This is a genomic window from Roseomonas haemaphysalidis (assembly GCF_017355405.1).
In the GTDB taxonomy this organism is placed as follows: domain Bacteria; phylum Pseudomonadota; class Alphaproteobacteria; order Acetobacterales; family Acetobacteraceae; genus Pseudoroseomonas; species Pseudoroseomonas haemaphysalidis.
On record NZ_CP061177.1, the window covers coordinates 2,053,155 to 2,078,421 of the forward strand.

Here is a 25,267-nt window from a genome sequence, read left to right on the forward strand (position 1 = left end):
TTCCGGTCGCGCGGTGAGCATCGTAGCCGTTTTGGCGCCGATGTTACAGCCCTTCCGGCTGCCCCGCGATGGTGACGGACAGCGCATCCGGCTTCAGCAAGCGCGCGGCCATGGCCGCCGCCCGGTCACGGCCGATGGCGCGCAGCCGCTCCGGCCGCTTTTCGAGCCAGTCCAACGGCCGGTCGTTGCGCCGCATGGCCAGCAGCGTGCCGGCGATGCTGCGGCTGTCGGTGAACTGCAGGGGCTGGGAGCCGGTGAGAAAGGAAATGGCGTCGTCCATCTCCTGCTGCGTCGGCCCGCCCTCGGCCATGCGCTGCCATTCCTCGCGCAGCAGGGCCAGCATCTCGCCCACGCGGGCATTGGCGGTGGCGGCGGAGCCGACCAGCGCGCTGCCGCGGAACAGCGAGTCCAGCCCGGCATAGATGCCGTAGGTCAGGCCGCGCTCCTCGCGGATCGACTTCATCAGGCGCGACGAGAAGCCGCCGCCGGAAAACACGCGCATCACCACCTGCGCCACTTCCCAATCCGGGTCGCGCACGGGAATGCCCTGCTGGCCGAAGATCACGCTGGACTGGGTGGCGGACACCGGCACCACCTGGGTGCCGAAGCCGGTAAAGGCGGGCAGCGCGGGCAGGGCCGGTGGCGTGCCGGCCGGCAGGGCGCCGAACAGCTCGGGCAGCAGGGCGGCCAGCTCCGCCGCCGTGATGGCGCCGCTGGCGGCCACCAGCAGCCCTTCGCGGTGCACCTGCCGGCCCAGCACCGCCTTCATGCCGTCCACCGTGATGGCGGCGATGCTGTCGGCGGTGCCGTTGGCCGGCCGCCCGGCGGGGTGGCCCGGGAAGGCGGCGGCCCAGAAGGCGCGCCCGGCGCGGCCGCGCGGGCTTTCCAGCGCCTGCCGGGCCCCCGCGATGGCGCGGGTGCGGATGCGCGCCACGGCTTCCTCGTCAAAGCGCGGCGCGGTCATGGCCATGCGCGCCAGCTCCACGGCGCGGGGCAGCGCGGGCTTCAGGGCCCGCAGGTTGCCGTCGAAGCTGTCGCGGTCGGCATCAAAGCCGATGCCGATGGCTTGGTCGCGCGCCGCGTCCACGAAGGCCAGCGCGTCCAGGTTGCCCGCGCCCTCGGTGAGCAGGGACGACAGCATGGAGGTGGCGCCGTCCTGCCCCTCGGGGTCCAGCGAGGCACCGCCGTCCCAGCCCCAGGCCAGCGACACGACGGGGATGGAATGGTCCTCGGCCAGCCAGGCGGTGAAGCCCTGGGCCTTGACCACCTGGATCGGCAGGCTGAAGCCGGCGGGGGCGGGCATGGCGCCGCTCATGCCCCGCCCACCCCTTCGGGCAGCAGCCAGCCGGTCATGGCGGGGCGCGACAGCACGGCGCGCGCCGCGGCCTCCACCTGGCCGCGCGTCACGGCGCGGATGCGGGCGGGCCAGTATTCCGCGACATCCAGCGGCAGCCCGGCGGCGAGCGTGGTGCCCAGGATGCGCGGCGTGGCGCCGATGCCATCCAGCGCCAGCACGGCGCCGGCGGTGAGCTGGCGGGTGGAGCGCGCCACCTCCTCCTCCGTCACGCCCTGGTCCAGCAGGGTGGCGATCGCCGCATCCAGCGCCGCTTCCAGCCGGGGCGGCGGCGTGGCGCGGGCGGGCGTGACCTGCACCTCGAAGGTGCCGATGCCCACGGCGTCGCTGTCGTAGCCGGCGCCCGCCGTGACGGCGAGGCCGGTGCGCACCAGCGCGTTGTGCAGCCGCGAGCCCTGGCCGCCGCCCAGCACATGCGCCAGCACTTCCAGCGGAAAGGCGTGGCGCGCGTCGGCGCCGTTGAAGGCGGGGGCGGCGGTGACCAGCGTGGGCGCCACCCAGCCGCGCAGAAAGGCGGCTTCCTGCACCTGCGGGTCGTTGCGTACCAGCCGGCTTTCCAGCGGCGTGGAGGGCGCGGGGGCACGGCCGCGCGCCGGGGCGGTGAAGGCGGCGCCGCGCGCCGGCACGCCGCCGTATTCCTGTTCCGCCACCTTGGCGAATTCGGCGCGCGTCACGGCGCCGACCACCACCAGCGTGGCATTGGCCGGGCTGTAGCAGCGGCTGAAGAAGCCGGTCATGTCGTCGCGCGTCAGGCCAGCGATGTCCTCGGCCCAGCCGATCAGCGGCCGGCCGCGCCAGTGCTGGCGGCCCCAGAAGGTGGCGTCGTACTGCTCGCGGAAGCGCCCGCGCGGCGTGCTTTCCGTGCGCTGGCGGCGCTCTTCCAGCACCACCTGCCGCTCGGCATCCAGCTCGGCGGGGGGGAACAGCGGGCCGGCCATGCGGTCGGCTTCCATCATCGCCACCAGTGGCAGCCGGGACGCCTCCACGTGCTGGTGGTAGGCGGTGACATCGCGCGAGGTGAAGGCGTTGTCCTGCCCGCCTTCCTGCGCCACGCGGCGCGAGAACTGGCCGGACGGCACCCGGGCGCTGCCCTTGAACATCATGTGCTCAAGAAAATGCGCGAGGCCCGACTTGCCGGCCGGGTCGTCGCCCGCGCCGGCGCCGTAGAACACGTAGTGCGCCACCACGGGGGCCCGCCGGTTCTCCACATGCGCCACGGCCAGCCCGTTGGGCAGGTACCACAGGGCCGCGTTGAACAACGGTGCCTCATCGGCCGGCGGCTGAAAGGGCGCGGGTTGCGCCGCGGCCTCGCCCGGGGTCAGCAGGGTCGCGCCAAGCGCGGGGAGGGCGGCTGCGGCGGCGAGCGCCGCGCGGCGGGTGATCGGGGGCATGTCACCCTCCCATGTCGCGTTCTCGCCGCCGGGTGCAAGCCCCTCCGGCGCCATGGCGGGCCCGGCGGCGTTCAGAAGATGCCCGAGAACAGGCCCTGGCGGCGCCGCTGGATGATGGCGGTCTCGCCCTGGTCGGCTTCGCGGCCGAGGGCGGCGTTCTCGCGCAGGCGCTGCGCCTCGCGCTGCGGGTCCACCGCCACGCCGGCGGCGGGGGCGTCGCGCCAGAACATCAGGCGGTCCACCAGCCCGCGCTGCGGCTGCTCCAGCCGCAGGCTCTCCTGGTCCACCTGGCTGCGCACGCCGGGCGCCACCTGGCCGCCGGCGGCGGCGACCAGCGCACTTTCCCCGCGCGAGGGGGCGGAGGCGGCACCCACGCCATAGGCCGCGCCGGGGGCCAGGATGGCCTCGCCGGCGGCGCCGCCCTGCAGCTCCTGCGGGCGCGGGGTGCCGGGGCGGGGCACCGGCAGCTCACCCAGCGCCGGCGGCAGCGACAAGGGCGCGCGGGTGACCACGGCGAATTCGTCCGGCGCGTCCCGCGTGAAGCCCAGGGTGCGGGCGGTGTCCTGGCCACAGCCGGCCAGCAGCGGCAGCGCCAACAGGGAAACGGCGGCGGCGGCGCGGGCCGCGGGGCGGTGAGACTGCGTCATGCCACTTCCTTACCTGCCTGCCTGGGCCGGAACAAGGCATCCGCCATCAGGGCCACCACGCCCAGCACGATGGCGGCATCGGCCACGTTGAAGACATACCAGTGCCAGCCGGCCAGCCAGGTGTCCACGAAGTCCACCACCGCGCCGAAGCGCAGCCGGTCGATGACGTTGCCGATGGCCCCGCCGATCACGGCGCCCAGCGCCACGGTGGTGGTGCGGTTTTCCGACTTGGTGAGCCAGCGCACCAGAAAGGCCACCACCAGCAGCGCCAGCACCGCCAGCCCGACGCGGTGCCAGGGCGTGTCCCCCGCCAGCAGGCCGAAGGTGACGCCGCGGTTCCACACCATGGCGAAGTCCATGCCGGCGCCGCCGAGGTCGAGCAGCCGCAGCCGCCCGATCTCCGGCAGCCGCACCACCTCCAGGATCCACCACTTGGAAAGCTGGTCCGCCGCCAGCACGGCGGCGGCGATGGCGAGGCCAGGCTTCAGGCTCATGCCCCGCCTTCCCGGACGGTGGCGTCCGCTTCGGCCACCACCGCCTCGCAGCGGCGGCACAGGGTGGGGTGGGCGGCGGACAGCCCGACCTCGGGCAGCACGCGCCAGCAGCGGTCGCACTTGTGACCGGGGGCCAGCCCGGTGCGCACCGCCAGCCGGTCGCCGGCGTTGCCGTCCGGCGTACCGTCGGCTTCGAGCGCCGGCGGCGGCGCGGGGTCGAGGTCCACGCGGGACACGATCAGCATCTCCTCCCACACCGACGGCGGCAGCAGCTCGCGCTCGCCTTCCGCGAAGGCGAAGACCACCTCGGCCTGCAGCGAGGAGCCGATGCGGCCTTCCTTGCGGTCCACCTCCAGCAGCTGCGTGGCGCGGCGGCGGATGTCGCGCACCCGGGCCCACTTGGCGGCCAGCGCGTCGTCACGCCATTCCGCCGGCAGGTCGGGGAACAGTTGCAGGTGCACGCTGCCTGCGTCGGGGAAGCGGGCGAGCCAGGCTTCCTCCGCCGTGAAGGGCATGACCGGCGCCAGCCAGGCGGTCAGACAGCGGTGCAGGGCGGCCAGCACCGTGCGCGCCGCGCGGCGGCGGGGGCTGCCCTTGCTGTCGCAGTACAGGCTGTCCTTGCGCACGTCGAAGTAGAAGGCGGACAGGTCCGTGGCGCAGAAGGCATGGATCTCGGGGTAGACGCCGTTCCAGTCGTAATCCGCCACGGCCTTGCGGATGCGCGCGTCCAGCTCGCTCAGCCGGTGCAGCACCCAGCGCTCCATCTCCGGCAACAGGGCATGCGGCAGAATCTCGGCGTCGTCGAAGTCGGCCAGGTTGCCCAGCAGCCAGCGCAGGGTGTTGCGCAGGCGGCGGTACAGCTCGGCCTGCTGCGCCAGGATGCCCTTGCCGATGCGCAGGTCGTCCGCGCTGTCGGAATTCATCACCCACAGCCGCAGGATGTCGGCGCCGTACTGCTTGAACACCTCCTGCGGCGCCGTGACGTTGCCGAGCGACTTGGACATCTTGCGCCCGGTCTCGTCGAGCACGAAGCCATGCGTCAGGATGGCCTTGAACGGCGCCACGCCGCGCGTGCCGACGCTTTCCAGCAGCGAGGAATGGAACCAGCCGCGATGCTGGTCCGAGCCTTCCAGGTACAGGTCGGCCGGGAAGGGCAGGTCGCGCTCCGGCGTCAGGGTGAAGGCGTGGGTGGAGCCGGATTCGAACCAGACGTCCACGACGTCCATCACCTGCTCGAAGTCGTCCGGGTTGCGATCGTTGCCCAGGAAGCGCTGCGCGGCGCCGGGCTGGTACCAGGCGTCGGCGCCCTCGGCCCGGAAGGCCGCGTCGATGCGTTCCAGCACCGCCGGGTCGCGCAGCGGCTCGCCGGTCGACTTGCTGACGAAGATGGCGATGGGCACGCCCCAGGCGCGCTGGCGGGAGATGCACCAGTCCGGCCGGCCGGCCACCATGGAGCCGATGCGGTTGCGCCCCTGGTCCGGCACGAAGCGGGTCTTGCTCAGGGCCTCCAGCGCCTTGGCGCGGATCTGGTTGGCGTCGTCCATGGCGATGAACCACTGTGGCGTGGCGCGAAAGATCACCGGCTTCTTGGAGCGCCAGCTGTGCGGGTAGCTGTGGGTGATGAAGCCCTTGCCGGACAGCTTGCCCACGGCGGCCAGCGCCGCCCAGACCGGCTCATGCGCCTTGAACACATGCGTGCCGGTGAAGCCCGGCGCCTGCACGGTGTAGGTGCCGTCATCGGCCACAGCCTCCGTCACCGGCAGGCCGTAGGCGCGGCCGAGGGCGAAGTCGTCCTCGCCATGCGCGGGGGCGATGTGCACCACGCCCGTGCCGGCCTCGGTGGTGACGAACTCGCCCGGCATCAGCGGGACGTCGAAGCCGTAGCCGCCGGCGCCCGGCGCCCAGTCGCGCAGCGGGTGGGCGGCGGTGGCGCCGGCCAGCTCGGCGCCCTTGAAGACGCGCAGCACCGTATGTGCCGCGATGCCCGCTTCCTTGCCGTAGCTCGGCAAAAGCGCCCCGGCCACCACCAGCCGGCGGCCAGGGGTCAGCAGCGCGGCGTCCTCCACCGCATCCACCCGCACCAGCGCGTAGTCGATCTCCTCGCCATAGGAGAGGCCGCGGTTGGCCGGGATGGTCCAGGGGGTGGTGGTCCAGATCACCACCTCGGCACCGACCAGGTCGGGCGCGGCGGCGGCGAGGATCGGGAAGTTGGCGAACAGGATGGCGGACTTGTGGTCGTGGTACTCGACCTCCGCCTCGGCCAGCGCGGTCTTTTCCACCGGGCTCCACATCACCGGGCGCAGGCCGCGGTACAGCGAGCCGTTCATCAGGAACCGGCCGATCTCGGCGGCGATCACCGCCTCGCTCTCATGGTCCATGGTGACGTAGGGGTGGTCCCAGTCGCCCAGCACGCCCAGGCGCTTGAACTCCTCGCGCTGCACGCCCAGCCAGTGCTGCGCATAGGCGCGGCATTCGGCGCGGAACTCCAGGACGGGGACGCTGTCCTTGTCCTTGCCCTTGGCGCGGTATTCCTCCTCGACCTTCCATTCGATCGGCAGGCCGTGGCAGTCCCAGCCGGGCACGTAGCCGGCATCAAAGCCCGCCATCTGCGCCGCGCGGTTGATCACGTCCTTCAGCGTCTTGTTCAGCGCGTGGCCGATGTGCAGCGGGCCGTTGGCGTAGGGCGGGCCGTCATGCAGCACGAACTTGGCCCGGCCCCGCGCGGCGCGGCGCTGGGTGCCCCACAGATCCTCGGCCTGCCACCGCGCCAGCCAGTCGGGCTCCCGCTTCGGCAGGTCGCCCTTCATGGGAAAGGCGGTCCGCGGCAGGAAGACGGTGCCGCGGTAGTCGCGGGCCGCCGGGGTTTCCGGGGTGGGGGCGTCGGTCATGGGAAGAGGTGTCCAGCAGGCGGAAAGGAAGGGAACGGCGCGGCGAACGGCAAACCCGGCCCTCGTCAGAGGACCGGGCGGATAATTCGCGTCCCTGCGGCAGCGGACATCGGGGCCATGCGCCGGGTTTTGCGGCGGCGCAGGGCAGGGGTCAAGCAGCGGGCCGGTGGCCCGCGACGCGCAGCACCGCCTCGGCAAAGGCGGCCGGGGCTTCCTGGGGCAGGTTGTGGCCGACATGCGGCAGCCAGCGCTGCTCGAACGGCCCGGCGAAGTGCCGGGCCACCTCCGGGTCGGGGCGGGACACGCCGTCGGCCTCGCCGTCCAGGCTGATGGCGGGCACCGTGATGGCGGGCTGCGCGGCCAGGCGGCGCTCGATCTCCTCCAGCACAGGGTCGCCTTCCGCCAGCCCGAAGCGGTGGCGGTAGGACTGCACCACCACCGCCACGAAGTCCGGGTTCTCGAAGCTCGCCGCGCTGCGGGCGTAGGTGGCGTCGTCGAAGCGCCATTCCGGCGACCACAGCCGCCACAGCAGGCGGCAGAACTCGGCCCGCCGCTCGGCCAGCCCGGCGGCGCCGCGCTCGCCATGCAGGTAGTACTGGTACCACATGCGGTGCTCGACCTCCGGCGCGACCGGGCGGCCCGCCTTGGCGATGTCCTGGATGTTGTAGCCGTTGCCGGTGACCAGCCCGCGCGCCCGGTCCGGCCACAGGGCCGCCACCACGCAGGCGGCGCGCCCGCCCCAGTCGTAGCCCGCCAGCACCGCCTGCGGGATCGCCAGCGCGTCCAGCAGCGCCAGCAGGTCCGCCCCCAGCGCCGCCTGCTGGCCGGAGCGCGGCGTGTCGAGCGACAGGAACCGGGTGGGGCCGTAGCCGCGCAGCCAGGGCACAATCACCCGCGCGCCCTGGGCGGCGAGGCGCGGCGCCACCTCGTCGTAAGCATGCGCGTCGTAGGGAAAGCCGTGCAGCAGCACCACGGGCCAGCCGTCCGGCGGCCCGCTTTCGCGAAAGGCTGTGCGCAAGACGCCGGCTTCGATCTGTTTCAACATGGCTGCCTCCCTTGCCTTGGCCCGGGAGGCTAGCACGATGCGGTCAGGCGCCGAGAAGCCGCCGCGCCGCCGCCGCATCCTCGCCGATCTGCGCCACCAGCGCGTCCAGCCCGGGAAAGCGCCGCTCTTCCCGCAGGAAGTGCAGGAGGCGGACGCCCACCTCCTGCTCGTAGAGGTCGCCCGCGAAGTCGAAGAGGTGCGCTTCCACCCGGCTTTCCGTGCCGCCCACGGTGGGGCGGGCGCCGATGTTCGCCACGCCCGGCACCACGCGCCCGTCGGCCAGCGCCACCTGCACGGCGTAGACGCCGCGCGCCGGCTCCAGCTGCCGGCCGAGCGGCACGTTGGCGGTGGGGAAGCCGATGGTGCGGCCACGCTTGTCGCCATGGCTGACGGGGCCGGAAATCTCCCACGGCCGGCCCAGCTTGGCTGCCGCGCGCTCCGGGTAGCCGTCCTGCAACAGGCGGCGGATGGCGGTGGAGGAGATGGTGCCGTCGTCATCCGCCACGGGGGGCACGACGCTGATGCCGATGCCCAGCGCCTCCGCCCCCCGCGCCAGCATGGCCACGTCGCCGCCGCGCCGGTGGCCAAAGGCGAAGTCGGCGCCGCAGGCCAGGTGGCGGGCGCCCAGGGCGCCGTGCAGGATGTCGTGGATAAAGGCCTCGGCCGGCAGCGCGGCCAGGGCGGCATCGAAGGGCAGGGCCAGCACCGTGGCGCAGCCGAGCGGCCCGAAGGCGGCGAGCTTGGCCGGCAGCAGCGTCAGGCGGAAGGGCGGGTCGCCGGGGCGGAAGAACTCGCGCGGGTGCGGCTCGAAGGTCAGCACCGCCAGCGGCAGGTCGGGGCGCGCGGCGTGGGCGGCGGCCAGCACCGCGTGGTGGCCGCGGTGCACGCCATCGAAGTTGCCCAGCGCCACGGTGGCGCCGCGCGCCGCCGGCGGCACCGCCCGCCAGTCCTGGAGCAGCAAGGGGGCGGCGGCCATGCCGGTCAGCGCTGCGCCGGGCTGGCCCAGCTCTTGGCGAGCGGCGCCTCGAAGGTGCTCAGCGCGTCCAGCGCCGCCGCCGGCTCGGCCACGAACTGCGCGATCGGGCGCTGCTCGGGCTTCACGAAGCCATTGGACACCATGTGGTCGAACAGGCTGGCCATGCCCTGCCAGTAGCCTTCCACGTCCAGGAACACGAGGCCCTTGTCGTGGATGCCGAGCTGCGTCCAGGTGAAGGCCTCCACCGCCTCCTCCAGCGTGCCCACGCCGCCGGGCATGACGATGAAGCCGTCCGACAGGTCGGCCATCATCTTCTTGCGCTCGTGCATGGTGCCGACGACGTGCAGCTCCGTGATGGCGCCGTGGCCGACCTCGCGGTTCATCAGCACCTCGGGGATGATGCCGATCACCTCGGCGCCCGCCTTCATGGCGGCGTCCGCCACGATGCCCATCAGCCCCACATGGCCGCCGCCATACACCAGCCCGAGGCCCCGTTGTGCGATGGCCTCGCCCATCTGCCGGGCGGCCGCGGCATAGGCCGGGTTGTTGCCGGGGTTGGCGCCGCAGAACACGCACACGCGCTTGAGGGGCTTGGGGGCGGGGGGCAGGCTGTCGGTCACGGTTTCTCCGGGATGCGAAAGGGACAGGGGGCCGGCACGCGGCCCTTGCCGCTGGCCTTAGACCCGGCGCCCCGGCGGAACAAGGCCGGCGCTCAGCCGCCCATCAGCCCGCGCAGCACCGGCACGGCCGCGCCCAGCAGCGCCACCCGCGCCTGTTCGCGCGGGCTGTGCGCCGTGTCCATCACCTCCGGCCCCAGGATCACGCAGGGCGCGACCTCCTGCAACTCGCTGGCATCGGTGCCGAAGGGGCGGGTTTCCGCCGGGCGGCCCGTGGCGGCCTCGCAGGCGCGCACGAAGGGGTGGTCGGCGGCGGCCTCGGGCGGCAGGCCCTGGCGCAGCACCGTCAGCCCCACCCCCGCCCGCGCCGCCGCCGCCTGCACCGCCGCCACGGTGCCGGATGGGTCGATGCCGCGGCTGTAGCGGAACTTGATGCGGGCCGTGGCCCGGGGCACCGTGACGTTCACCGCCGCGCCGTGGTTGTCCAGCACCAGGTTGAAGTCAGAAAACGGCGGGTCGTAGGCCGCGTCGTGCAGCGAGGCATCCTGTCGCAGCCTTTCCGCCAGCGCCTTCATCTCCACCAGAAAGGGGATCAGCGCCCAGTTGGCGTTGCGCCCCACCCCCAGCGAGGAATGCGCCTGCACCCCCTCGGCCACCGCGATGAAGTCGATGTTGCTGCGGTGGCCGCGCACCGGCACCATGCCCGTCGGCTCTGCCACCACGATGCCGCGCGGCGCGGCGCGGCGGGCCAGGGCGGAACGGTCCGCGATCAGGCGCGCGCCCTGCTTGGTGGTTTCCTCGTCCGTGGTGATCAGCAGCGTGGCGGGCACGCCCGCCGGCAGGCCCCGGGCCGCGACGATGCAGGCGGCCAGCGGCCCCTTCATGTCGGCGGCACCCAGCCCGTGCAGCACGCCGTCCGCGTCGATACGGCCGGAAAAGGGGTCCTCGGTCCAGCCGGTGTCCGGCACCGTGTCCATGTGGCCGGACAGCGCGACGCCCCCGGGCGGGCCGCGATGCGCCACCAGCACGCATTTCTCCGTGCCCTGCGCGTCCGCGAAGCCCAGGCGCTCCACCTCGAAGCCTTGCAGCTCCGCCACGATGCGGTCGGCCAGCAGGTGGTTGGACTGGAAGCTGCGGCTGTCGATCTGCACGAGGGCGGCGGCCAGGCGGGCCACGGAATCGGTATCGTTCATGGCGCCAGTCCACCTTGCGGAGGCCGGCGTGGCAAGCCACGCTTGGGGCGATGACCGAACCCGCCTATCTCGACCCCCGCACTGGCCGGACCTGGCCGCTCGCCACCCCCCGCTGGTGCGGCCCCGACCGCCAGCCGCTGTTGCTGACGGACCTGCCCGGCATCACCCGCGGGCAGGTGGACGGCGCCGAGCGCAGCCTGTGGCGGTACCGCGCCGCCTTTCCCTTCGTGCCCGAGAAGCCGATCTCGCTGGGCGAGGGCTGCACGCCGCTGGTGCGCGCGGAATGGGCCGGCGCGCCGGTGCGCTTCAAGTGCGAATGGTTCATGCCAAGCGGCAGCTTCAAGGACCGCGGCGCTTCCGTGATGCTGTCGCTCCTGCGCGCCCAGGGGGTGGCGGAGGTGCTGGAGGATTCCTCCGGCAACGGCGGCGCCGCCATCAGCACCTACGCGGCGGCGGGCAGCATGCGGGCCAAGATCCTGGTGCCCGATTCCACCAGCCCCGCCAAGACCGTGCAGTCCCGCGCCGCCGGCGCCGCCATCGAGATGGTGGCCGGCAGCCGGCAGGACTGCGCCGACGCCGCCCTGGCCCAGGCCGACCGCATCTTCTACGCCAGCCACAACTGGCACCCGTTCTTCCTGCACGGCACCAAGACCCTGGCCTACGAGCTGTGGGAGGACCTGGGCTTCCGCGCGCCGGACAACGTCATCATTCCCTGCGGCGCCGGCTCCAACGTGCTGGGCTGCGGCATCGGCTTCGGCGAGCTGATCCGCGCCGGGCAGATCCAGCGGCTGCCGCGCATCTTCGCGGCGCAGCCGGCGCATTGCGGTCCCATCGCCCGCGCCTTTCTGAAGCAGCCGGCCGAGGCCGCGCGCCCCACCATCGCCGAGGGCACCGCCATCGCCGAGCCGCTGCGGCTGCCGGAGGTGCTGTCCGTGCTGCATGAAAGCCGGGGCGGCGCCGTGCTGCTGGAGGAAGGCGAGATCGCGGAAGCCACGCGCGGCCTGGCACGGCAGGGATTCTATGTGGAGCCCACCTGCGCCCAGGCGGCGGCCGCCTTCGCGCGGCTGCTGGCGGCCGGCACCATCCGCGCCAACGAGACCACCGTGGTGGTGCTGACCGGCACCGGCCTGAAGTCCACCCAGCGCCATGCGGAACTGATCGGGATGAAGCTGTGACCGCCAACCCCCGCGTCGCGCTGCTGGGCTTCTCCATCGAGTGCAACCGCTTCGCGCCCGTGGCGGGGCGCGAGGACTTCCGCGTCTGGCTGGAAGGCGAGGCGATCCTCGCGGATGCCCGCGCGCGCAGCCCCAGCGCGCTGGCGGAGATGCCCGGCTTCGTGGCGGCCATGGACCGTGCCGGCCCCTGGCAGCCGCGCCCGATCCTGCTGACCATGGCCGAGCCGAACGGCCCGGTGGAGCAGCCGGTGTTCGACGCCATGATGCGGTCCTGGCGCGCCGGGCTGGAGGCGCTGCGCGGCGCGGTGGAGGGCGTCTACTGCGTGCTGCACGGCGCCGGCCTGACCACCGGGCTGGACGACCCCGAGGGCACGGTGCAGGCGCTGGTGCGCGAGGTGCTGGGCGAGGGCGTGCCGATGGTCTGCAGCTACGACCTGCACGCCAATGTCTCGGACGGCATGGTGCGCGATTGCGACGCCTTTGTCGGCTACCGCACCAACCCGCATCTCGACATGCGCGAGCGGGGCGAGGAGAGCGCCGCGCTGTTGTGCCGCCTGATGGCGGGCGAGCGGTTCCACCGCGCCTTCCGCCGCCTGCCGATCGTGGCACCCCCGGTCAGCCTGCTGACGGCCGAGGGGCCTTATGCCGAGGTCATCAACCTGGGCCAGGCACGCGCCGCCGTGCTGGGCCCGGCGCGGGTGGCCAACGTGTCCGCCATGGCCGGCTTCGCCTATGGCGACACGCCGTTCAACGGCTTCGCCATTGTCGTCACCGGCCCCGACGCGGCGGCCACCGAGGCACTGGCGGAGGAGCTGGCGCAGGCCACCTGGGCCCGCCGCGCCCGCTTCGTGGCCCGGCTCACCTCGCTGCGGGAAGCGACGGAGCGGGCGCTGACCAGCGAGGTGCCGCTGTGCTTCGCCGATGTCGCGGACAACCCGGGCGGCGGCGGGCGCGGCAACACCATGTTCATCCTGGAAGCCTTCCACAAGGCAGGCGTGCGGGACGCGATCTTCGGCATCATCCACGACCCGGCGCTGGCGGCGGAAGCGCATGCGCTGGGGCAGGGGGCGGCCTTCACCGCGCGCTTCAACCGCGATGGCGTGCAGGGCTTCAGCAAGCCCTTCGCCGCCGGGGCACGGGTGCAGGCGCTGTCGGACGGCAAGGTGGTTGGCCGGCGCGGCATCTACGCGCGCACCGCCATCGACCTGGGACCCACGGCGGCGCTGGCGCTGGGGGGCATCACGGTGGTGGTAGTCAGCCGCCGCGCGCAATGCGCGGACCCGGTGTTCCTGGAGCATCTCGGGCTTGATGTCGGCGCGGCGCGGGTGGTGGTGGTCAAGTCGCGCGGGCATTTCCGCGGCGGCTTCGACGAGTTCTTCAGCGCGCCGCGCATCTTGGAGGTGGACGTGCCGGGCCTGACCTCCCCGGTCTTGGACCGCTTCCACTGGACCAAGCTGCCGCGCCCGGTGCTGCCGCTGGACCCGGAGGCATGCTGGCCCTAGCGGCGCAGCAGCGCGGCGGGCCGGCGCCGCTCCCACCCCTCGCGCTCCAGTTCCGGCGTGTCGTCCTCGGCTTCCGGAAAACCCAGGCAGAAATAGCCGATCAGGGTCCAATGCCCCGGCACGTCCAGCGCGGCAGCCACCGCCGCGGGGTCGAGGATCGACACCCACCCCATCCCGATGCCCTCGGCCCGCGCGGCCAGCCACAGCGTGTGCACCGCCAGCACCGCCGAATAGGCGCTGGTTTCCGGCATGGTCCGCCGCCCCAGCCCATGGCCCTGCGCCGGGTCTGGCTCGGCGAAGACCGCCAGATGGCAGGGCGCCTCGTCCAGCCCGGCCAGCTTCAGGCGGGCATAATGCGCGGTGCGGCCGGCCGGCGCGGCGGCGGCGTTGCTGGACGCGAAATTGGCGCGGATGGCGGCGCGGCGGGCGGCGCTGTCCACCGCCACGAAGCGCCAGGGCTGGCTCAGGCCGACCGAGGGGGCGTGATTGGCGACCTCCAGCAGCCGTTCCAGCAGGCCGCCGGGCAGCGGCGTGGTGCGGAAGCGCCGCACGTCCCGCCGCCAGCGGAACAGCGCGGCGAGCTGCCGGCGGAAGCCGTCGTCAAAGGGCGGCGGGTTCACTCGGCCGGAATGGCCGCCGCCGCCTGCCGCGCGCTGCCCTTGGCGGTGCCCATGCACAGCAGCGACAGCGCCAGCAGCCCCGCCACCAGCGGCATCACCAGATGCGGCAGTCCGTGGTCCAGCAGCAGCCCCACCGCCGGCGTCATGGCGCCGCCCAGCGGCAGGCCGGAGGAGATGAAGCCGAACACCTTGCCGATCTGCCCCGGCGGCGCGGCGTCCTTGACCATCACGTCGCGCGGCGTGCGGCTGGCGCCGAGCGCCAGCCCCGCCAGCAGCGCCACGACGATGGCCCCCGCCGGCGGCAGCGGCACGGCGCCCAGCGCCAGGATCAGCGCCACGGCCACCAGGGTCAGCCCCACCACGAAGGCGCCGTGGCGCTTGGAATGGTCGGCGAACCAGCCGCCAGCGAGCACGCCCAGGATGTTGCCCACGAAGTAGCCGGTCAGCAGGGTGGAGCCCATCGCCACCGGCAGCCCCCACAGCACCCCCATGACCGGGATGGCGAAGGCCTGGAAGCCGGAGGAGGCCATGGAGGACAGCCAGAAGAAGGCGAAGAACAGCAGCATCGGCTTGCTGAACAGCAGGTTGGCGCCGGTGGCCTCGCCAGCCGCGGCGCGTGGCTTGGGCTGGTCGGTCAGGATGCGGCTTTGCCACAGGATCGCGGCCACCACCGGCACGCCCAGCAGCCCGACCAACAGCAGCGCCTCGCGCCAGCCAAGGCCGAGCGCCAGCGCCGCGATGATCGGCGGCGCGGCGGCGAAGCCCAGGTTGCCGGTCATGGTGTGCATGGAAAAGGCCCGCCCCATGCGGCTCTTGTTGATGCTGCCGGCCAGGATGGCGTAGTCGGCCGGGTGGATCACGCTGTTGCCGACGCCCGACAGCAAGGCCAGCGCCAGGATGGTGCCGAAGTTGGGCGCGAAGGCCATGGCGGAGATGGACAGCGCCATGACCAGGGTGCCGCCGACCAGGTAGCGCCGCGCCCCCTGGCGGTCGACCAGAAAGCCCACGGGCGTTTGCAGCACCGCCGTGACGGTGCTCATCAGCGCGATGGAAAAGCCCAGCGTGGTGTAGGACACGCCGAACTCCTCTTTCCACACGGGAAACAGCGGCGCCAGGCACAGCATGTAGAAGTGCGACAGGAAATGCGCCGTGCCGATCAACCCGATGACGGGCCAGTCCCGGTCCTTTTCGGGCAGGGGCGCCGGGGCGGCGGGAACGGTCATGGCGGTTTCCTCGGTGTCGCGCGCATCATTCGTTGCGCGGAGGCTGCGCCCGCGCGCCGGATGCTGTCAAACCGCCCGGCGGCGGGTCAGACCCGCTTGAAGCGGATGGCCGGCGGCGTCGGCCCCGGCTCCGGGCTCAGGGCACCCCAGGCGGTCAGCGGCACGCCACCCCCGTCGCGCTTCAGCTGGAACAACTCCTGCCCGGGCCGGAAGCGGGCGACGTTGTAGCGGTTGGTCAGCTTGCCGTCGGCATAGGAGCGGAAGCGCACCCACAGCGTGTTCGGGTCGGCGCCGATCTCGCACAGGATGTGCTCGTCCGTTTGAAAGCCGGTGATGTCCAGGCGGCAGGTGCGCGCGCTGACCCGCAGCTCATAGGTGACCGCGATGCCGCTGCCGCCGGCGCTGCGGCCGCCGTGCCATTCGAAGCGGTAGTTGCCGGTCCAGGCATCGAGGCCAGGTGGCGCGCCCTGCGCCAGGGCGCCGCCGCCGGCGGCCATGGTGATCGCCGCCAGAATCCCCGCAAGCCAGCGTCTGCGCCGCATGCCCCCTCCGCTCCCGCCTAGTGCTGCTCCAGGCTATCGCGGATCAGCAGCACCAGCGGCGCAACAAGCTGTGTGCGCCCGGCGGCATCGCCGAACACCGCCATCTCGGCCACGCCGAGCGGCGGCAGGCCGGCGAATTCCCGCAACCCCGGCGGCAGGCCGGAACGGCCAAGCACGGTGGCCGCCAAACCGGCCTGCGCCGCGGCGGCCACGCCAAGCAGGCTGGCCGAGGTGTAGACCACCTCGAACCCCAGCCCCGCGCGCGCCAGCGCGGCCAGCGCGCGGTCGCGGAACATGCAGCCCTGGGGCAGCATGGCCACCGGCAGGGGGCGGCCTTCCGGTGCCTGCCAGCCGGGGGCGGCCACCCAGATGATGGGCTCCGTCCACAGGATGGTGCCCGCCGTTTCGCCGTCGCGCCGCTTGCCCAGCACCAGGTCCAGCGTGCCGCGCTCCTGCGCCTGGCGCAGCTCGTGGCTGCGGCCGACCTCCACCTCCAGCCGCACCTCGGGGTAGTCGGCGGCGAAGCGGGCCAGGATGGGCGCCAGGTTGCGCGGCACGAAGTGGTCCGCGACGCCGAGCCGCAGGTGGCCCGCCACGGGCGGCGCCACCAGCCGGCGCACCGCCTCGTCATTCAGTGCCAGCATGCGGCGGGCATAGGCCAGCAGCGTTTCGCCATCCCGCGTCAGCGCCACGGAGCGGCTGGTGCGCTCGAACACCCGGCGGCCCAGCAGCTCCTCCAGCCGCTTCACCTTCAGGCTGACGGCCGATTGCGTCAGGCCCAGCGCGGTGGCGCCGGGCGTGAACCCGCCGCGCTCCGCCACCTGCACGAAGCAGCGCAGCAGGTCGAGGTCGAGGTCCGGCGCCCGCAAGCCGCTACCCCCTGGCCCAGCGGATGGCGGCCAGCGCCAGCGCGTCGATGGTGTCGACCAGCGGCACGCCGATCTCGGCGTGCGGGCCGGCCTGGATGCCGAGCGGGATCTCGGTGCACCCCAGCACCACGGCGGCCGCCCCGCGCTGGCGCAGGATGCCCGCGGCCTCGGCCAGCGGGGCGTAGGCGCCGGCCACATCGTTGGCCTTGACCCTGGCGATACCGGGGGAAACGAGGGCCTCCATCTCCGCCGCCCCGGGCACGATCACCTCGTAGCCCAGCGCTTCCAGCCGGTCCTGGTACAGGCGCATGGCCAGGGTGGCGGCGGTGCCCATGACGCCGATGCGCCCGCCCTTGATGCCCTGGCGCGCCAGGTCCTCAGCCGCCGCGTCGACGATGTGCAGCACCGGCAGCGCCGTGGTGGCGCGCAGCTCGTCGAACCAGCCATGCGCGGTGTTGCAGGGAATGGCGATGGCCCCCGCGCCGGCGGCGGCCAGCCCCGCCACGCCGCGCGCCAGGGCCGGCAGCGGGCTTTCGCCGCCATGCAGCCGCGCCAGGGTGCGGTCGGGCACGCGGGGGTCGGACCACAGCACGGCCGGGATGTGGTCCTGGTCGCGCCCCGCCGGCGTCAGCAGCGTCAGCCGCAGCATGAACTGCGCGCTGGCCAGCGGCCCCATGCCGCCCAGCACGCCGAGAACCTTGTCCACCACGATCCCAACCCTTTCATCGCCCGGGCCGCAACGGCCGGCCGCGGCAAGGTGGCGCAGTTCACCGCGTCGGGAAAGGCCGCGGCCCGGCGCCGGCACGGGGTTGCGGAACCGCCGGGTGCGTGGGATGCCGGGGGTTCACACGTCCAGCTCCGTCGCGCCGAGGGTCCTTTCCGCATGCAACATCTGTCCGACCCCGTCTGGCTGGCCGCGCTGGCGCTCGCCATGGCCTTCACCGGCCTGGTGTCCGGGACGCTCGCGGGGCTGCTCGGCGTTGGCGGTGGCATCGTCATCGTGCCGGTGCTGTTCAACGTGCTGCCGCTGTTCGGCATTCCCGAGGCGGTGCAGATGAAGCTGGCGGTCGGCACCAGCCTGGCCACCATCATCCCGACCTCCATCGTCTCTGCCCGCAAGCACTACGCCAAGGGCGCGATCGACGGCACGCTGCTGCGGCGCATCTGGCCCAGCATGGTGCTGGGCGTGGTGCTGGGCACGATCGCCGCCATCTGGCTGCATGGCGCGGCGCTGTCGGCGGTGTTCGCGGTGATCGCGCTGCTGGTGGCGCTGAACATGGGCTTCACGGGCGTGGACTTCAAAATCCGCGACATCACGCCGCGCGGGCCCGGGCTGTGGGGCATCGGCGGTTTCATTGGCATGATCTCGGCCATGATGGGCATCGGCGGCGGCACGGTGGGCGTGCCGATCCTGTCGATGTTCGGCACGCCCATCCGCTCGGCGGTGGCCACCGCCTCCGTGTTCGGGTTGATCATCTCCATCCCGGCCACGGCGGGCTTCATCTATGGCGGCCTGGGGGTGCAGGACCTGCCGCCATGGTCCATTGGCTATGTGAACCTGATCGGCTTCGCGCTGATCGTGCCGAGCTCCATCCTGGCCACGCCCTGGGGCGTGAACCTGGCGCACACCATCCCGCCGCTGGCGCTGAAGCGCGCCTTCGCGGTGTTCCTGGCCATCACGGCGGCGCGGATGATCTATTCGCTGGTGACCTGAGGCACCCGCCCGCGCCACCGTTCAGTGGCGCGGGCCGTGTTCCGGTGGCGTCCAGCAAAGGGTCCAATGGCCGTCCACCGCGCAGTCCAGAAGCTGCCGGTAGCTTTCGTCCCAGCTCAGCGCGCGGATGCCGCTGGCAGCGGGCGCGAAGCCTGCGGCCACCCAGTCGCGAATGGCCGTGGCCAGCTCGGCCGGCGTATCGCCGGAGAAGTAGCGCGCATGGTCGCCCGCCACCTCGCGGAAGACGGGCAGGTCGCGTGCCAGCACCGGCAGGCCTGCCTGGGCGGCTTCGATGATCGGCAGGCCGAAGCCCTCGTGCCCCGAGGCCATCAGCAGGCCGGAGGCGCCGCGATACAGCAGCTGCAGGTCATCGTCCGAGCAGCCGGACAGCCAGTGCAGCCGGTCGCCCCGGCCGGCTGCGCGGCGCAGCCGGGCGGCGAACTCCTCCATCTTCCAGCCCTGCTTGCCGACGATGGTCAGGCCCACGTCATGGCCGTCGTCCCACAGCTCTTCCAGCGCGGCCAGCGCCTGCTGGTGTCCCTTGCGGGGCTCCACCGTGCCGGTCATCAGCAGGGTGGGACGGCGCTTGGCGGCGTCCAGCGCCGCCTGGACCTCGGGCGAGGACGCCTCCGCCGCCGGCACCGGCCGGAAATCCGCGCCCAGGTGGAACACGCCGATCGGCAGCGGCGCCGCGCGGGCCACCGGCTCCTCATCCAGCCAGGCCACCAGCTCGTCCGCCACGGCGCGGGAGATGCAGGCAGCGCCATCGGCGATGCCCAGCATCCGCACGTACCACTGCTTGATCAGCGCGATCACGTCGGCCGGGAACAGCTGGGGCTGGCGCATCGGCAGCAGGTCGTAGACCACCAGGACAATGCGCGCGCCCTGCAGGCGGGCGCGGCGCATCTCCTCGAATTCCGGGGCCGTCAGCTCGGCGTTGATGTCGGCGCAAAACAGGATGTCGCCGGGGCCAATGTCCAGCGGCGTTTCCGGCAGATCCAGCGGTGCGTGGCCCAGCATGCGCAGCGGCACCGCATGCGTCAGCCGCAACCGGCCCTGCTGCGCGCGCATCGCCTCCCCACGAAAGCCTTCCGGCGGGGCTTCCAGCACGCGGCGGCCGATCTCGCGCACCACGCGCTGAATGCCTGAGGCACCATCGCGCCGCGCCAGTTCGGAGATGTCCACCAGGAGGCGGGGGTGCCCGCCGCCGCGCCAGGGCTGCGCGAAGCTGCGGACCACGGCCTGGGCGGCTTGGCTCAGGGCGCCTGGGTAAGGCGCGACTGCCGCTATGCGGCCCTGCAGGCGGCGTGCCGCGATCAATGCCTGCTGCGCCGCATAGGCCGCCTCGATCGCATCATGATAGCGCAAGGCGATGGCTTCGGGCGCCAGCACGGAACACACGAAATCGCGTCCGGCCCGCCCCAGCTCCGCCCTGCGGGCCGGATCGGCCTGCATGTCGCGGATCGCGGCCGCGAGCGCGTCGGCATCCGCCTGCTCGGGTAACTGCAACACGGCGTCTGGCGGCAGTTCGCCCGCGGAGCCATGCGCATTCACGATCACCGGGACGCCCGCCATCATCGCGTCCGTCACCGCAGCGGAAGATTCGCCGCGCGACCCGCGTCGCCATTGAACGGCGAGGTCGGCAGCAGCGAGCCAGGCATCGTAGTCCGTCCGCGACAATCGCCCGATGCAGCTGATGCCTGCGCCGGCGCTTTCCACTTCGCGCCGCAGTTCCGGCGCGGCATCGCCGGCGAAAACCAGCCGGCCGATCAGGCCGCTGCGTTTCCAGGCCTGGGCCAGAAGCTGCGGGCACTTCAGCGCAGTCACGCCGCCGAAGCTCACGACCACGAATGCATCGGCTGGCAGGCCCAGGGCCGCTCGCGCCGTCGCGCGGTCTGGCAACGCGCGGTCCACCTTGATCAGCGGAATGGTCGTGATGCTTTGCGTGGCGGCGGCGCCAAAATGCTTCTCAAGCATCGCGACCCCGTGCCGCGAATGCTGGATCACGCCGACCGAGTTCTGCAACACAGGCAGCGAGCAGGGATAATGCGCGAGCGCTGCGTCCAGACCTTGCTCCGACGCGAAGCGCAGCGCGGGATAGCCGTGCGATTGCAGCAGCACACTGCGGATCTGGTCTGGCTGGCCACGCTCGTGTGCCAGCCAGTTCATGTAGTCCGACAGGAACGCGTCATGCAGCACCACCATGCCGGGGCAGTTGGGCAGCAGGTCCTCGGTCTGGAAGCGGTGAAAATGCGAATTGCCGACCTGATACAGCACCCGGTCAAATTGCCCCGCCTGTTGCAGGAACTGGCCGGGCGAAAGCCAGGGGTAGGTGGCGGAGATGCGGATGTCGTCCGTCTCCTGCTCGCTCACCACCGCGATGTCGTAGTGACGCCCGAGGCTCAGCAGCAGGTCGCGGCTGTAGTCGGCGATGCCGCTGGCGGCCGGCGGCAGCGGTGAAACGAAAGCCAAGCGCTTGCGGGGCAGCAGCACGGAAACCGGCCGCGGCTGTTCCTTGGCCAGGCGGCGGTCATGGATCTGCTCCAGCGCATCCCAGGCCCGATTGGCGCTGGACTGCCAAGTGAAGGTTCCCGCCTGCACAGGGCCATAGGCCGCAAGTTCCTGTCGGAATGCGGGGTTCTCCAGCACGCGCCGCATGGTGGCCGCGATGGAATCCGGGTCGGATGGGTCGAAAGTCGCGTCGTTCCGGCCAATCACCTCGGGCAGGCTGGTGGTGTTGCTGGCGATGGTGGGTGCGCCGCAAGCCATGGCCTCTGCCACCGGAAGGCCGAAGCCCTCATGCACGGACGGGAAGACGAACAGCGCACAGCTCGAATATAGCCCGTTCAGGTCCTCCTCGCGCACGAAGGGGACGATGACGAAGTTCTCCACCGGTACGTCAAGCTGCGCGGCCGTGCGGCGCAGATGTCCTTGGTCCATCTTGCCGACGATCAGCAACTGGTAGCGCGCACGCAGCGCCGCCGGCAGGCGCGCATAGGCCGCAATCAGCCCCGCCTCGTTCTTGCGAATGTCCCCCGCGCCGAGGAACAGGATGAATTCCTCCCGCAGCCCGTAGCGTTTCAGCAGCGTAGTGCGGCTATCTGGCGTCAGCGCCGCGGGGCGGAACTTCTCACTAATGCCGGCTTGGATGTTGAAAACCCGTTCCGGCGCATAGGGCAGGTGCCTGATGGCCTCGCCGCGGCTCGAATCCGAGATCGCAAGAAGCCCTTCGCAGAGCGCCATTTCCTGGACGCAGCGATAATACCACCGGGAGGCCTGAGATACCGTGCCGCCGAAGTATTCGGAATGCCGGATCAGCGGGATCAGGTCGTAGCAGGTGGCGACCACCGGCAGCCGCTCCAGCTCCGGTGGCAGGAGGGTGACGACATCGTCGCCCAGTCCCTCGAACATGCTGCTGACATGCACCAGATCGGGCTTCAGCGAAGCCAGGAACTGGGCACGCAGCGTTTCCCCGAAGGCCCGCATCGGCGTTTCGGCGGCGGCGGCGGTGCCGGGCGGGGAATGCCAGGTGCGGATGTTCGCGGCCGGCAAGAGCGGGGCGAACTGCGCGCCCAGCAACTCGGCGGTTTCCGGAAAGGCACCGTTGGTGGCCACCACGACGTCGTGCCCCCGCGGGGCGCGTGCCATGGCCAGGGCCAGCTCCCGCGAATAGCGGCCGATGCCGCGCGTGTAGCTGCTGCCCTGCGAACCCTGCAGATCGATGACGAGGCGCATGAAGTCTGGTTTCCTCAGCGGGCTGCGGGGGCGGCGGTGCCACTGGTGGCGAACTGGCGGTACAGCCGCGCCTCGTCCTCGCTCAGATCGGCCGGAACCGCCTGCTGCGGCGCCAGCATCTGGGTCAGCTCCTCCATGGTCATGGCCGGTGGCGGCGGGGGAGGGAGGGCCGCTCGCTCCTCATAGGCACGAAAGCGCAGCGCCAGCCATTCCACCGGCGCGGGCGCGATGCGCCGCGCGAGCTGCGCGCCTTCACGGCTGCCTGGTACCCGAAGCACCATCCGCATGCCCTGGTGAAAGACTTGGCGTGCCATCTCCTTGGCATCGCGGTGCGGCGCGGAGGGCGCCGGCATGGGGGGCGGGGCCGGGGCGGGCAACGCCGGTGGCCGCAGCTTCAGCACGCGCCGGCTGTGCCGGATCGGGGCCGTGACACGCCACGACCGGCTGGCGAGCAGGGCGTTGAGCTGCCGGTTCAGCTCGTCGTAGCTCCCCTTCCAATGCGTCACTTCGTGGCGTTGCCAGGCGACATGGGCCGCCAGCCGCTCTGGCAGGGATTCATCCAGGATGCCGGGCACGTGGGGGAACTCGATGCCCGATGCCGCTGCCAGGCGGGCCAGGCGCTGTTGCACCGCCCCGCATTCGGCGCGCTGATGCGCCACCTGCCCCTCGACCGACTTGAGCGTTTGTTCCAGCTCGTCCCGCGCCGTTTCCTCCAGCCGCAGCCGGTCGCGCATCCGTCCGTTGCGGGCCACCTGCGCTTCATGCGCCGCAGTCATCGCCTGCAACTGGGTGGCCGCTGCTTCCTGGTCCATGGCGGCCTGCGCCAGCCTGCCTTCGAGGGCTGCCACCTGCGTGTTCAACGCCGCGATCTGCTCGCGCAGTTCCGAGATCTGCGTGCGCTGGGCGGCCAGGGCGGCCTCGGCCGTCGCGCCGTGCTCGGCGGCGGCGCGGTGGGCTTCCAGAGCGTCGGCCAGTTGCCGGTCGCGCTTCAGTAACTCGGCTTCCAGGCCTTCTCCCCACGCTTGCGTCGCCTGCACCTGATCGCGCAGGGTTTCCACGACCACCGGCGTGTAGTCATCCAGAATGTTGGCGCCGGCTGTGAGCCTGCCCGCCAGCTCGGAGTGTTCGCGGGCCAGGAAATAAAGGTTCAGGCCATCGAACAGGCACCGGTCGTATCCGGCATCGAGCAGCATGGATTCCCAGCCGAGCTCGCTGCGCGCCGTGGTTCCCGGCAGCGTCGCTTCCACGACCACGATCCAGGGCCGGAACCGCGTGAAATCGGCGCCTTCCAGCACCGCCTGCTCCGCGCCCTCCACGTCGATCTTCAGGAAGTGGATGTCCGCGCCGCCGGCCATGGCGCAGACATCGGCCATGGTCACACCGCGCACCTCGCGTGCCTCGACCTCGCGCCCCTGGGCAGCAGCTTCCTCCGCGATATTCGGCACCGTGGTGGACAACCCGGTGCCGGGGACATGCAGAAAGCGGATGGTCCCCGGCTTCGCGGTGACGGCCATGTTGAGGTTGATGTCGCGCGGCCGCCGCTCAACGCAGCGCTCGAAGAATTCCCGCGATGGCTCGACGTTGATGCCGCTCCATCCCCGTTCGTAGAAAGCGCGCGTCACCGACAGCTCGTCCGGGTCGCAGGCGCCGACGTCGATGTAGAAGCCGCTCTCGATATGGCCCAGGGCTCGCCAAAGAATGACGTCCTCACCATTCTGGGCGTAAGAGATAAAGCTCATCATCATCCTTGGTCAGGGTAAGGGCTGCGGCGCGATGCCCGTGGCACGGCGTGATGGATAGAGGGGGCGGCGGCTTTGAGACCTCACCGTCATAACAAACTGCGCCGCCACTGCCCAGGCCGCATGGCCCGGCAGTGCGGGTATGGCTAGGCCCGCAACCGGTCCAGCCGGTCACGCACCCGGTACCAGCTTCCCACCATGGGCAGGAACCAGGGCGTGCCGTCGTAGGTCGGCAGGGTGGGGAAGCGCAGCCCGTCCAGGGCGAAGCCCTGGTTGCCCGCGCCGGCCAGCTTCAGCGCGCAGTTGTGGCCCAGCCAGGATGCCATGGCGACACCGGACCCCTGGCACCCGGCGGCGTAGTGCACGCCGTCCTGCGCGCCGATATGCGGCAGGAAGTCGAAGGTGAAGGCGACGTTGCCGCTCCAGGCATGGCTGATGCGAGTCTTTGCCAGCTCGGGGAAGACCTCGCTCATCATGCGGTGCAGGGTGGGTGCGGCCTGCTCGGGCGAGACGTCGCGGAAGGAGGCGCGGCCGCCCCAGACCACGCGCGTGCCGTCCGGGCTGGCGCGGAAGTAGTTCAGCACCCGGCGGCTTTCGCCCGCCACGCGGCGGGCGGGGAACAGGCGCTCGATCAGCCCCGGCTCCAGCGGCTCGGTGGCGATGATATAGGAGGCGATGGGCAGCAGCCGCTTGGCCAGCCAGGGCATGGCGCCACCGGCGGAGCCGCCGCCCGGGCCGCGGGAATAGCCGTTGGTGGCCACCAGCACCGCGTCCGCCATCAGCTCCCCCTTGTCAGTCGCGATCCGGAAGCCGCTGCCCTGGTGGCCGATGCCCGACACGCGCACCCCGCTGGCCAGCACCGCGCCAGCCCGCTCGGCTGCCCTGGCCAGGCCGCGGGCGTACTTGCCCGGGTGCAGGCTGCCGGCGCCGTCCGCCACCATGGCGCCGTGGTAGTGGTCGCTGCCCAGCACCTCACGCATCCGCTCGCGCGGCACCATGCGAGTGGGGTGGCCGGTCAGCGCCGCCAGCCGGTCGGCGCGGGCGGCCATGCCCTGGTAGTCGCGCGGCGTCCAGGCAGCGCTGACGCGGCCGCAGCGGACGTAGTCGCAGTCGATCGCCTCGCGCGCGATCAGCTCCTCGATGAACGGAAAGCTCGCGGCGGCGGCGTCCATGATGGCGTTGGCCCGTGCCTCGCCATGCTGCTTGGCCAGATCCGTCTTGGCCAGCTTCAGCCCGCCCGACACCGCGCCGCCGTTGCGGGAAGAGGCGCCCCAGCCGATCCGCTCGGCATCCAGCACCAGCACCTCGTGGCCCAGCCGGCGCAGCGTCAGCGCGGCCGAAAGCCCGGCATAGCCGCCGCCCACCACCACGACGCCCGCCCGGCCGGGCAGCGGCGTGTCGCGCGGTTCGGGCTCGGCGGCGTCCCACCAGTAGGGGCGGGCGGCGAAGCCGGGGGCGCGGAGGGCGTCGGGGATGCTCATGGCGGGGCGGAATCTTTCGGCAGCGGCACCTCAGGCTTGGCCCCAGCCGGCGGGGCTGGCAA

At 72.3% G+C, this 25,267-nt stretch carries 20 protein-coding genes; 3 read left to right on the forward strand and 17 right to left on the reverse strand.

The window, feature by feature from the left end; genetic code table 11:
• Window positions 1-43: 43 nt before the first annotated feature.
• The 9 genes from IAI59_RS09420 to IAI59_RS09460 form a co-directional block, all read right to left on the reverse strand.
• Entirely contained in the window at window positions 44-1,315 is a 1,272-nt protein-coding gene (locus IAI59_RS09420) for a M16 family metallopeptidase (RefSeq protein ID WP_237180562.1), read from the reverse strand.
• The gene (locus tag IAI59_RS09425) at window positions 1,312-2,745 is read right to left on the reverse strand and encodes a M16 family metallopeptidase (RefSeq protein ID WP_207416285.1); all 1,434 of its coding nucleotides are present in this window, start codon (window positions 2,743-2,745) and stop codon (window positions 1,312-1,314) included. The genes IAI59_RS09420 and IAI59_RS09425 overlap by 4 nt, the downstream gene beginning before the upstream one ends.
• Before the next feature lie 71 nt (window positions 2,746-2,816).
• A complete protein-coding gene (locus tag IAI59_RS09430; RefSeq protein ID WP_207416286.1) occupies window positions 2,817-3,392 on the reverse strand; it encodes a DUF3035 domain-containing protein in 576 nt (191 codons plus the stop codon).
• On the reverse strand, window positions 3,389-3,886 hold the full coding sequence (gene lspA / locus IAI59_RS09435) for a signal peptidase II (RefSeq protein WP_207416287.1): 498 nt from the start codon (window positions 3,884-3,886) through the stop codon (window positions 3,389-3,391). The genes IAI59_RS09430 and lspA overlap by 4 nt, the downstream gene beginning before the upstream one ends.
• Entirely contained in the window at window positions 3,883-6,774 is a 2,892-nt protein-coding gene (gene ileS / locus IAI59_RS09440; RefSeq protein WP_207416288.1) for an isoleucine--tRNA ligase, read from the reverse strand. The genes lspA and ileS overlap by 4 nt, the downstream gene beginning before the upstream one ends.
• Window positions 6,775-6,925: 151 nt before the next feature.
• A complete protein-coding gene (locus IAI59_RS09445; RefSeq protein WP_207416289.1) occupies window positions 6,926-7,819 on the reverse strand; it encodes an alpha/beta fold hydrolase in 894 nt (297 codons plus the stop codon).
• A gap of 43 nt (window positions 7,820-7,862) precedes the next feature.
• Complete coding sequence (locus IAI59_RS09450) at window positions 7,863-8,795, reverse strand: bifunctional riboflavin kinase/FAD synthetase (RefSeq protein ID WP_207416290.1); 933 nt, start codon at window positions 8,793-8,795, stop codon at window positions 7,863-7,865.
• A gap of 5 nt (window positions 8,796-8,800) precedes the next feature.
• Window positions 8,801-9,415, reverse strand: coding sequence for an LOG family protein (locus IAI59_RS09455; protein WP_237181099.1), 615 nt, complete (start codon window positions 9,413-9,415; stop codon window positions 8,801-8,803).
• Window positions 9,416-9,507: 92 nt separating this feature from the next.
• Complete coding sequence (locus IAI59_RS09460) at window positions 9,508-10,605, reverse strand: M20/M25/M40 family metallo-hydrolase (protein WP_207416291.1); 1,098 nt, start codon at window positions 10,603-10,605, stop codon at window positions 9,508-9,510.
• 50 nt (window positions 10,606-10,655) lie between these two features.
• On the opposite strand from IAI59_RS09460, the gene IAI59_RS09465 reads away from it, so the two are divergent.
• Window positions 10,656-11,780 (forward strand): threonine synthase, encoded by a 1,125-nt coding sequence (locus tag IAI59_RS09465; RefSeq protein ID WP_207416292.1) that lies wholly within the window; start codon window positions 10,656-10,658, stop codon window positions 11,778-11,780.
• Complete coding sequence (locus tag IAI59_RS09470) at window positions 11,777-13,282, forward strand: M81 family metallopeptidase (RefSeq protein WP_207416293.1); 1,506 nt, start codon at window positions 11,777-11,779, stop codon at window positions 13,280-13,282. The genes IAI59_RS09465 and IAI59_RS09470 overlap by 4 nt, the downstream gene beginning before the upstream one ends.
• Here IAI59_RS09470 and bluB read toward each other — a convergent pair.
• The 5 genes from bluB to cuyB form a co-directional block, all read right to left on the reverse strand.
• Window positions 13,279-13,902: a 5,6-dimethylbenzimidazole synthase gene (gene bluB / locus IAI59_RS09475; RefSeq protein ID WP_207416294.1), complete on the reverse strand. Its 624-nt coding sequence runs from the start codon at window positions 13,900-13,902 to the stop codon at window positions 13,279-13,281. The two genes, IAI59_RS09470 and bluB, sit on opposite strands and share 4 nt — an antisense overlap.
• The gene (locus IAI59_RS09480) at window positions 13,899-15,125 is read right to left on the reverse strand and encodes an MFS transporter (RefSeq protein WP_207416295.1); all 1,227 of its coding nucleotides are present in this window, start codon (window positions 15,123-15,125) and stop codon (window positions 13,899-13,901) included. Before IAI59_RS09480 ends, bluB begins: the two co-directional genes overlap by 4 nt.
• An 86-nt stretch (window positions 15,126-15,211) precedes the next feature.
• A complete protein-coding gene (locus tag IAI59_RS09485) occupies window positions 15,212-15,667 on the reverse strand; it encodes a DUF5991 domain-containing protein (RefSeq protein ID WP_207416296.1) in 456 nt (151 codons plus the stop codon).
• A gap of 17 nt (window positions 15,668-15,684) precedes the next feature.
• Window positions 15,685-16,536 carry a LysR family transcriptional regulator gene (locus IAI59_RS09490; RefSeq protein ID WP_207416297.1) on the reverse strand — a complete coding sequence of 284 codons (852 nt, stop codon included), beginning with the start codon at window positions 16,534-16,536 and terminating at the stop codon, window positions 15,685-15,687.
• Window positions 16,537-16,540: 4 nt separating this feature from the next.
• Window positions 16,541-17,245, reverse strand: a complete 705-nt coding sequence (cuyB, locus tag IAI59_RS09495) for a cysteate racemase (protein ID WP_207416298.1) — start codon at window positions 17,243-17,245, stop codon at window positions 16,541-16,543.
• A 174-nt stretch (window positions 17,246-17,419) separates the two neighbouring features.
• Here cuyB and IAI59_RS09500 point away from each other — a divergent pair, with 174 nt between their 5' ends.
• Window positions 17,420-18,250, forward strand: coding sequence for a sulfite exporter TauE/SafE family protein (locus IAI59_RS09500; protein WP_207416299.1), 831 nt, complete (start codon window positions 17,420-17,422; stop codon window positions 18,248-18,250).
• A 21-nt stretch (window positions 18,251-18,271) separates the two neighbouring features.
• On the opposite strand, the gene IAI59_RS09505 is transcribed toward IAI59_RS09500, so the two are convergent.
• From IAI59_RS09505 to IAI59_RS09515, 3 genes are all read right to left on the reverse strand, one after another.
• Window positions 18,272-21,985, reverse strand: coding sequence for a glycosyltransferase (locus IAI59_RS09505; protein WP_207416300.1), 3,714 nt, complete (start codon window positions 21,983-21,985; stop codon window positions 18,272-18,274).
• Window positions 21,986-21,999: 14 nt separating this feature from the next.
• Window positions 22,000-23,724, reverse strand: coding sequence for an FkbM family methyltransferase (locus IAI59_RS09510; RefSeq protein WP_207416301.1), 1,725 nt, complete (start codon window positions 23,722-23,724; stop codon window positions 22,000-22,002).
• Window positions 23,725-23,870: 146 nt separating this feature from the next.
• Window positions 23,871-25,205 carry an NAD(P)/FAD-dependent oxidoreductase gene (locus IAI59_RS09515; RefSeq protein ID WP_207416302.1) on the reverse strand — a complete coding sequence of 445 codons (1,335 nt, stop codon included), beginning with the start codon at window positions 25,203-25,205 and terminating at the stop codon, window positions 23,871-23,873.
• Between the last annotated feature and the right edge of the window lie 62 nt (window positions 25,206-25,267).

Excerpts from the sequence above, each read along its gene's own strand:
- IAI59_RS09480 (WP_207416295.1), bottom strand. The coding sequence starts at position 15,125 with ATGACCGTTCCCGCCGCCCCGGCGCCCCTGCCCGAAAAGGACCGGGAC.
- IAI59_RS09460 (WP_207416291.1), bottom strand. The coding sequence starts at position 10,605 with ATGAACGATACCGATTCCGTGGCCCGCCTGGCCGCCGCCCTCGTGCAG.
- IAI59_RS09450 (WP_207416290.1), bottom strand. The coding sequence starts at position 8,795 with ATGGCCGCCGCCCCCTTGCTGCTCCAGGACTGGCGGGCGGTGCCGCCG.
- IAI59_RS09430 (WP_207416286.1), bottom strand. The coding sequence starts at position 3,392 with ATGACGCAGTCTCACCGCCCCGCGGCCCGCGCCGCCGCCGCCGTTTCC.
- lspA (WP_207416287.1), bottom strand. The coding sequence starts at position 3,886 with ATGAGCCTGAAGCCTGGCCTCGCCATCGCCGCCGCCGTGCTGGCGGCG.
- IAI59_RS09485 (WP_207416296.1), bottom strand. The coding sequence starts at position 15,667 with ATGCGGCGCAGACGCTGGCTTGCGGGGATTCTGGCGGCGATCACCATG.
- IAI59_RS09505 (WP_207416300.1), bottom strand. The coding sequence starts at position 21,985 with ATGCGCCTCGTCATCGATCTGCAGGGTTCGCAGGGCAGCAGCTACACG.
- IAI59_RS09515 (WP_207416302.1), bottom strand. The coding sequence starts at position 25,205 with ATGAGCATCCCCGACGCCCTCCGCGCCCCCGGCTTCGCCGCCCGCCCC.
- IAI59_RS09445 (WP_207416289.1), bottom strand. The coding sequence starts at position 7,819 with ATGTTGAAACAGATCGAAGCCGGCGTCTTGCGCACAGCCTTTCGCGAA.
- IAI59_RS09425 (WP_207416285.1), bottom strand. The coding sequence starts at position 2,745 with ATGCCCCCGATCACCCGCCGCGCGGCGCTCGCCGCCGCAGCCGCCCTC.
- IAI59_RS09465 (WP_207416292.1), top strand. The coding sequence starts at position 10,656 with ATGACCGAACCCGCCTATCTCGACCCCCGCACTGGCCGGACCTGGCCG.
- ileS (WP_207416288.1), bottom strand. The coding sequence starts at position 6,774 with ATGACCGACGCCCCCACCCCGGAAACCCCGGCGGCCCGCGACTACCGC.
- IAI59_RS09500 (WP_207416299.1), top strand. The coding sequence starts at position 17,420 with ATGCAACATCTGTCCGACCCCGTCTGGCTGGCCGCGCTGGCGCTCGCC.
- IAI59_RS09510 (WP_207416301.1), bottom strand. The coding sequence starts at position 23,724 with ATGAGCTTTATCTCTTACGCCCAGAATGGTGAGGACGTCATTCTTTGG.
- IAI59_RS09420 (WP_237180562.1), bottom strand. The coding sequence starts at position 1,315 with ATGAGCGGCGCCATGCCCGCCCCCGCCGGCTTCAGCCTGCCGATCCAG.